Genomic DNA, 6837 nt, shown 5'->3' with positions numbered 1-6837 from the left:
CGCGCCGACGAGTCGCAGGCGGCGGGCCGCGCGATGCGGGCGCGCCGGCCGCGTCGCGGTCTGCCGCTCCGCGCGGTCGCACCCAATGCGGTCACCGCACTCGCCCTCTGCTCGGGCCTCAGCGGCGTCCGGTTCGCGATCGGCGGCCAATGGGAAAGCGCGGTCGCGATGATCATGGTCGCAGGCGTGCTTGACGGACTCGACGGCCGGATCGCGCGCATGCTCCACGGCGAAAGCCGGTTCGGTGCGGAACTCGATTCGCTGTCCGATGCCATCTCCTTCGGGGTTGCGCCGGCACTGATCGTCTATCTCTGGTCGCTTGCCGCGCTGCCGCGGATGGGCTGGATCTGCGCGCTGATCTTCGCCGTGTTCTGCGCGCTCCGCCTCGCGCGCTTCAACGCCAAGATCGACGAGAGCCATCAGCCGCACAAGTCCGCGGGCTTCCTGACCGGGGTGCCCGCGCCCGCCGGGGCAGGGCTCGCGCTCATGCCGATGTTCTTCTGGTTCTGGACCGACGAACCATTCTTCGCCTCGCCCTATATCGTCGCACCCTGGATCGCGTTCGTCGCGCTGCTGATGGTGTCGAGCATCGCGACCTGGTCGTGGAGTTCGCTCAAGCTGCGTCGCAACGTCCGGTTCGAGGCGATCGCGCTCGTCGTCCTGCTCGGTGCCGCGCTCGTCAGCGCCCCCTGGCACACGCTCAGCGTCATCTGCCTTCTTTATATCGTCTCGATGCCGTTCAGCATCGCCAGCTATGCCAGGGTCCGCCGCCAGCGCGCCGGCGTCCGTAGCGGCGAGACGTCCGCCAAACCGGGTCTCTGATCCGACCGACCGAGCCCCGGGACTGCTGACCCGGGGCAGACCCGTAAAGTTCGATCCCCGTGTAATCCACAAGCCGGCCACGCCCGCGGATCAGTAAGACGCCTGTCGATCAGGCGCCCAGGCCAACCCGCCAAGGTTCAGGCGGCGGCATTCCAGCGCTGCGACGGCTGCGGCATGCCGGTCGAAGACCAGCGGCGGACCGCGATCCGGCGCTCGGCGCGCGCGAGCGTCTGCAGCGGGGCGAAGGCCGGCTCGACATTGCCCGATGCCAGGCTGACGATGCGCGACCATTGCGGTGCGATCGACGTCAGGATCACCGCGGTCGCGACTGCGAACGACCCCGAGAACACCATGAAGCTCACTATCATCATCCCGCTCATCTTCCCGCTCGCCTTCCCTGCAAATGCGAACATTTTGTTAAGGTTCGCAACACCCGGTCGAAAACATCGTTCCGTTCGTCGCATTTGGATCACCGCCGTTCCGGGGTGATTCTGCGCCGAGTCGAACCTCTGTTCTGTTCTGGCCCCGTTATGTTCTTATTGCGTTCTTTTGTCAAGTCGGAGGTAAGCCGTTGCATTTGGCGCGGTCCCCGGCTAAGGGCCCCGCCTCTAACCCCGCATGGGAGGCATCATAGCCCGGTGCGTTTCGGTCATTCGGCCGGCACGTCATCCGCTTCCCAGAGGCACAACCGGAAGGACATATCCTATGGCGGCACCAGTCGTCTCGATGCAGCAGCTCATTGAAACGGGCGCACATTTTGGTCACCAGACGCATCGCTGGAACCCCAAGATGAAGCCTTACATCTTCGGTGACCGCAACGGCGTCCACATCCTCGACCTCTCGCAGACCGTGCCGCTCTTCGCGCGCGCGCTCGAATTCGTCTCGTCGGCCGTCGCCGGCGGTGGCAAGGTCCTGTTCGTCGGCACCAAGCGCCAGGCGCAGGAGCCCGTCGCCGACGCCGCACGTCGCGCAGGTCAGCACTTCGTCAACCATCGCTGGCTGGGCGGCATGCTCACCAACTGGAAGACCATTTCGGGTTCGATCAAGCGTCTGAAGACGCTCGAGGAAATGCTGTCGGGTGACACCGTCGGCCTGACCAAGAAGGAAGTGCTCCAGCTCACCCGCGAGAAGGACAAGCTTGAGCTTTCGCTCGGCGGCATCCGCGACATGGGCGGCATTCCCGACGTGATGTTCGTGATCGACGCGAACAAGGAAGAGCTGGCGATCAAGGAAGCCAACACGCTGGGTATTCCCGTCGTGGCGATCCTCGATTCGAACGTCTCGCCGGACGGCATCGCCTTCCCGGTCCCCGCGAACGACGACGCCGCGCGCGCCATCCGCCTCTATTGCGAAGCCATTGCAATCGCAGCGACTCGTGGTGGCCAGGAGCAGCAGCGCCGGACCGGTGCCGACATCGGTGCGATGGTCGAGCCGCCGAAGGAAGAGGCGATCGCCGAGCCGACCGTCGAGCCGACCGCCGACACGACGCAGGTTGCGGCGAATGCCGAGACCGCCGCAGAGTTCGCGGCCGAGGGCGAGCGCCAGATCGACGCATAAGCGTCGTCGCCGAACCGTCATGCGGGCGGGGTAGGGCATCTGGCCTTACCTCGCCCGCAACTACATTCAGACTAAAGAGGATTTACGGACATGGCTGATATCACGGCAGCAATGGTCAAGGATCTGCGCGAAAAGAGCGGCGCGGGCATGATGGACTGCAAGAAGGCGCTCAGCGAGAACGCCGGCGACATGGAGCAGGCGATGGACTGGCTGCGGACCAAGGGTCTCGCCGCCGCCGCCAAGAAGTCCAGCCGCACCGCGGCCGAGGGCCTGGTCGGCGTCGCCGTTTCGGGCACCAAGGGTGCTGCGGTCGAGGTCAACTCGGAAACCGACTTCGTCGCAAAGAACGATCAGTTCCAGTCGTTTGTCCGTGACGTGACGCAGATCGCGCTCGCCACCGGTGGCGACATCGACTCGCTCAAGACGCAGGCGATGCCATCGGGCAAGACCGTCGAGGAGGTTCTCACGAACAACGTCGCGACGATCGGCGAGAACCAGTCGCTGCGCCGTTCGCGCACGCTCGAAGTCAGCAAGGGTGCGGTCGTTCCGTACATCCACAACGCGGCATCGCCGGGCCTCGGCAAGATCGGCGTGCTCGTCGCGCTCGAGTCGGAGGCTTCGGACGAAGTGCTCCAGACGCTCGGCAAGCAGCTTGCGATGCACATCGCAGCGGCGTTCCCGAAGGCGCTGAACGAAGCCGATCTCGACGAGGCCGAGATCGAGCGTGAGCGCGCGATCGCGACCGAAAAGGCCGCCGAATCGGGCAAGCCTGCTGATATCATTGCAAAGATGGTCGAAGGCGGCATCGCCAAGTACCGCAAGGAGCACGCCCTGGTCAGCCAGCTGTTCGTGATGGACGGCAAGACCAAGATCTCCGACGTCGTCGCCAAGGCCGGCAAGGACGCGGGCGCCGAGATCAAGCTGGTGGACTATGTCCGTTTCCAGCTCGGCGAAGGCATCGAGAAGGAACAGTCCGACTTCGCCGCCGAAGTCGCTGCCGCCTCGGGCGTTCCGCAGGCGTAACAACGCCCTCCCTCTCCCGTCCGGGGAGAGGGAAGGGGCCCACGGCCACTCGGTCGTGGGAAGGGTGAGGGGAGTGGCGAGGTCTCGAACCTCACGCCCCTCATCCGGCCCCGCTGGTCCACCGTCTCCCCGAGGGGAGAAGGATCGCGGAGTAACCGCGTACTACTCCGTCATCCCCGCGCAGACGGGGATCCAGGCCCTATGCAATCGGTGTTCGTTCGCGACGCCGCCCCCTTCCGGGCCTCCATCTCCGCGAAAATGACGGCATTTCCCCTCGCGCGCCCTCCTGCGGTCGACGATTTTCCGTCTCCTGACCGCTCAGAGTCCACACAGGCACGTCGCAGCGCTTCACATCCCCGGCCTCGCCGCCTAAGGTCCGCGCCGCCCCGCCAATCACAATTCGAGATTTATGACGCCTCCGCGCTTCAAACGCATTTTGCTCAAACTGTCGGGCGAAGTCCTGATGGGACCCGCCGGTCTTTCGATCGATCCCACCGTCACCGCACGTGTCGCCGGCGAGATCGCCGACGTCCGCGCCAAGGGCTATGAGATCTGCATCGTCGTCGGGGGTGGCAACATCTTCCGTGGCCTCGCCGCCGCTGCCAAGGGCTTCGAGCGCGCGACCGCCGATTATATGGGCATGCTCGCGACCGTGATGAACGCGCTTGCGGTGCAGAACGCGCTCGAGCAGATCGGCATCGACACGCGCGTCCAGTCGGCGATCCCGATGGCGAGCGTCTGCGAACCCTTCATCCGGCGTCGCGCCGAACGGCACCTCGAAAAGGGCCGCGTCGTGATCTTCGCCGCCGGTGTCGGCAGCCCCTATTTCACCACCGATTCGGGCGCCGCGCTGCGGGCTGCCGAGATGAAGTGCGACGCGCTGTTCAAGGGCACGTCGGTCGACGGCGTCTACAGCGCCGATCCGAAAAAGGACCCGGACGCAACGCGCTACGAGACGATCTCGTACAGCACGGTGCTGTCCGAGGACCTCAAGGTCATGGACGCGAGCGCGATCGCTTTGTGCCGCGACAATGATATCCCGATCGTCGTCTTCAACATCCGCGAACCCGGCAATCTTGCCGCGGTGCTGGCGGGTGATGGCGTGTCGACGATCGTCCAGAACGAGCAGGAGAGTTAAGATGGCAGCGTATGACAAGAGCGACCTGGAACGCCGCATGGCGGGTGCCGTCGAAGCGCTGAAGCATGATCTGGCCGGGCTTCGCACTGGCCGCGCTTCGACCGCGCTGCTCGATCCGGTGATGGTCACGGTCTACGGCTCGTCGATGCCGCTCAACCAGGTCGCGACCGTGTCGGCGCCTGAGCCGCGGATGCTGTCGGTGCAGGTCTGGGACAAGTCGAATGTCGGCCCGACCGACAAGGCGATCCGCTCCGCCGGGCTGGGTCTCAACCCGATCGTCGACGGTCAGACGCTGCGTCTGCCGATTCCCGATCTGACCGAGGAGCGTCGCAAGGAACTCGCCAAGCTCGCCGGCCAATATGCTGAAAAGGCCCGCATTGCAGTCCGTAACGTCCGCCGCGACGGGATGGATTCGTTGAAGGTCGACGAGAAGAAGGGTGTGTTCGGCGAGGACGAGCGCAAGCGTCACGAAGTCGAGGTGCAGAAGCTCACCGACAGCACGATCGCCGATCTCGATGCGACCGCGGGCGCCAAGGAAAAGGAAATCCTGGGCAAGTGAGGCCGCTTGGCGCTGCTTCGGCCGGAGCCTCCCAGGCTGCGTCGCTCGTCGCCGTTCCTGGGGGCGGCGCGGTGCCGCGTCATGTCGCGATCATCATGGACGGCAATGGGCGGTGGGCGAAGAAGCGCTTCCTCCCCCGCTTTGCCGGCCACAAGGCGGGCGTCGATGCGGTGCGAAACGTTACCCGCGCGGCGCGTGCGATGGGGATCGAGGCGCTGACGCTCTATGCGTTCTCGTCCGAAAACTGGCGCCGCCCCGCGGAAGAGGTCAGCGATCTCATGGGGTTGCTGCGGCATTTCATCCGCAGCGATCTCGACGAACTGACGCGCGAGAATGTCCGTTTGCGCGTCATCGGCGACTATCATGCCTTTTCGCCCGATCTGGTCGCGATGGTCGATGATGCGATCGCGCGGACCGCGGCCAACACCGGTCCGCTACTCGCGATCGCACTCAACTACGGCGCCCATGCCGAACTCGTGCTCGCCGCCCGCCGTCTGGCCGAACGCGCGCGCGACGGGGTGCTCGATCCGGCAAGCATCGACGCGGCGATGGTCGAGGGCGAACTCGACACGCGCGATCTTCCCCCGCTGGACCTGATGATCCGCACCTCGGGCGAACAACGCCTGTCGAATTTCCTGTTGTGGCAGGCGGCCTATGCCGAACTGCTGTTCGTCGACACGCTCTGGCCCGATTTCGACGGCGACGCGCTCGCCGAGGCCGTTGCGGCCTTTGGCGTGCGGCAACGCCGCTACGGTGGGCTGTGACGCTTACCGATCCCGAACGCGCCCCCGATCAGGCGCTTCGCACACCGTCCAACCTCAAGCTCCGGATGATCGCCAGCGTTGGCATGATCGTCGTCGCGAGCATTGCCCTGACGCTGGGCGGCATCGCCTTCTGGCTGCTGGGCGTGGTGGCCGCGCTGTTCATGATGGCCGAATGGGCGATGCTGCAGGGCGCCGACGCGAAAACCAGGCGCATGACGCAGTTCGCGCTGTCCGTGCCGCTCGCGCTGATGGCGCCGGCCTCGCTGATCCTCGTCGTGCACGACTTCTTCACGCTCGGCCTGCTTGCCGGGGCGGCGTTCTTCGTCGTCATCACCACGCGTAAGCCTCCGCTGGCGCTCGGAATTATCTATTGCGGGCTGCCCGTGCTCGCGCTGATGATCATCCGGCGTCAGGAGGACGGCGTGCTGCTGACGCTCTGGGCGCTGTCGCTGGTATGGGCGTGCGATATCGGCGCGTTCTTCACCGGACGCTCATTGGGCGGACCCAAGCTTGCACCCGTGATCAGCCCGAACAAGACCTGGTCGGGCCTGATTGGCGGCGTGGTGCTCGCGGGCATCGTCGCGGCGATCCTTCACGTCGAATATGCGCTGCCGTTCCACCTTGCGCTCGCCACGCCGTTTCTCGCGGCGCTGGCGCAGATGGGGGACCTGTACGAAAGCTGGTTGAAGCGCGTCGCAGGCGTCAAGGACAGCGGCAATACGCTGCCCGGGCATGGTGGCGTGATGGACCGTCTCGATGGGCTTGTCCCGGTCGCCCCGGTCGCGGCGTTACTCATCATGTTGCCGAGCTTATACTCATGAAAAGCGTCACGATTCTCGGTGCGACCGGGTCGGTCGGTACGTCGACGCTCGATCTCGTCGAACGCGAGCCCGATCGTTTTCGCGTCGTCGCGCTGACCGCAAATTGTGACGTCGCGCGGCTCGCCGCGGCCGCGATCCGGACCCGCGCCGAAT

8 protein-coding genes and 1 pseudogene are annotated in these 6837 nt (G+C 65.5%); 8 read left to right on the top strand and 1 reads right to left on the bottom strand.

Annotated elements, in window-relative coordinates:
- Positions 1-33: 33 nt before the first annotated feature.
- Positions 34-822, top strand: coding sequence for a CDP-diacylglycerol--serine O-phosphatidyltransferase (gene pssA, locus sphsw_RS03375; protein WP_031439368.1), 789 nt, complete (start codon positions 34-36; stop codon positions 820-822).
- Between the two features lie 137 nt (positions 823-959).
- Here pssA and sphsw_RS03370 read toward each other — a convergent pair whose 3' ends face one another.
- The gene (locus sphsw_RS03370; protein WP_235188269.1) at positions 960-1202 is read right to left on the bottom strand and encodes a hypothetical protein; all 243 of its coding nucleotides are present in this window, start codon (positions 1200-1202) and stop codon (positions 960-962) included.
- A gap of 325 nt (positions 1203-1527) precedes the next feature.
- On the opposite strand from sphsw_RS03370, the gene rpsB reads away from it, so the two are divergent.
- The 7 genes and pseudogenes from rpsB to sphsw_RS18600 form a co-directional block, all read left to right on the top strand.
- Entirely contained in the window at positions 1528-2379 is an 852-nt protein-coding gene (gene rpsB, locus sphsw_RS03365) for a 30S ribosomal protein S2 (RefSeq protein WP_031394210.1), read from the top strand.
- Positions 2380-2469: 90 nt separating this feature from the next.
- On the top strand, positions 2470-3402 hold the full coding sequence (gene tsf, locus sphsw_RS03360) for a translation elongation factor Ts (protein ID WP_031439366.1): 933 nt from the start codon (positions 2470-2472) through the stop codon (positions 3400-3402).
- Between the two features lie 409 nt (positions 3403-3811).
- Positions 3812-4540, top strand: coding sequence for a UMP kinase (gene pyrH / locus sphsw_RS03355; protein WP_031394212.1), 729 nt, complete (start codon positions 3812-3814; stop codon positions 4538-4540).
- Between the two features lies 1 nt (position 4541).
- On the top strand, positions 4542-5099 hold the full coding sequence (gene frr, locus sphsw_RS03350) for a ribosome recycling factor (protein ID WP_031394213.1): 558 nt from the start codon (positions 4542-4544) through the stop codon (positions 5097-5099).
- 71 nt (positions 5100-5170) lie between these two features.
- On the top strand, positions 5171-5863 hold the full coding sequence (locus sphsw_RS03345) for an isoprenyl transferase (RefSeq protein ID WP_037533279.1): 693 nt from the start codon (positions 5171-5173) through the stop codon (positions 5861-5863).
- A gap of 65 nt (positions 5864-5928) precedes the next feature.
- On the top strand, positions 5929-6684 hold the full coding sequence (locus tag sphsw_RS03340; protein ID WP_031394215.1) for a phosphatidate cytidylyltransferase: 756 nt from the start codon (positions 5929-5931) through the stop codon (positions 6682-6684).
- Positions 6681-6837, top strand: a pseudogene (locus sphsw_RS18600) (1-deoxy-D-xylulose-5-phosphate reductoisomerase); the annotation flags it as partial. The gene sphsw_RS03340 and the pseudogene sphsw_RS18600, both read left to right, overlap by 4 nt.

Origin of the sequence: Sphingomonas sp. FUKUSWIS1, from assembly GCF_000733135.1 — a bacterium.
In the GTDB taxonomy this organism is placed as follows: domain Bacteria; phylum Pseudomonadota; class Alphaproteobacteria; order Sphingomonadales; family Sphingomonadaceae; genus Sphingomonas; species Sphingomonas aerolata.
This window is presented reverse-complemented; position numbering and strand designations above follow the sequence as displayed.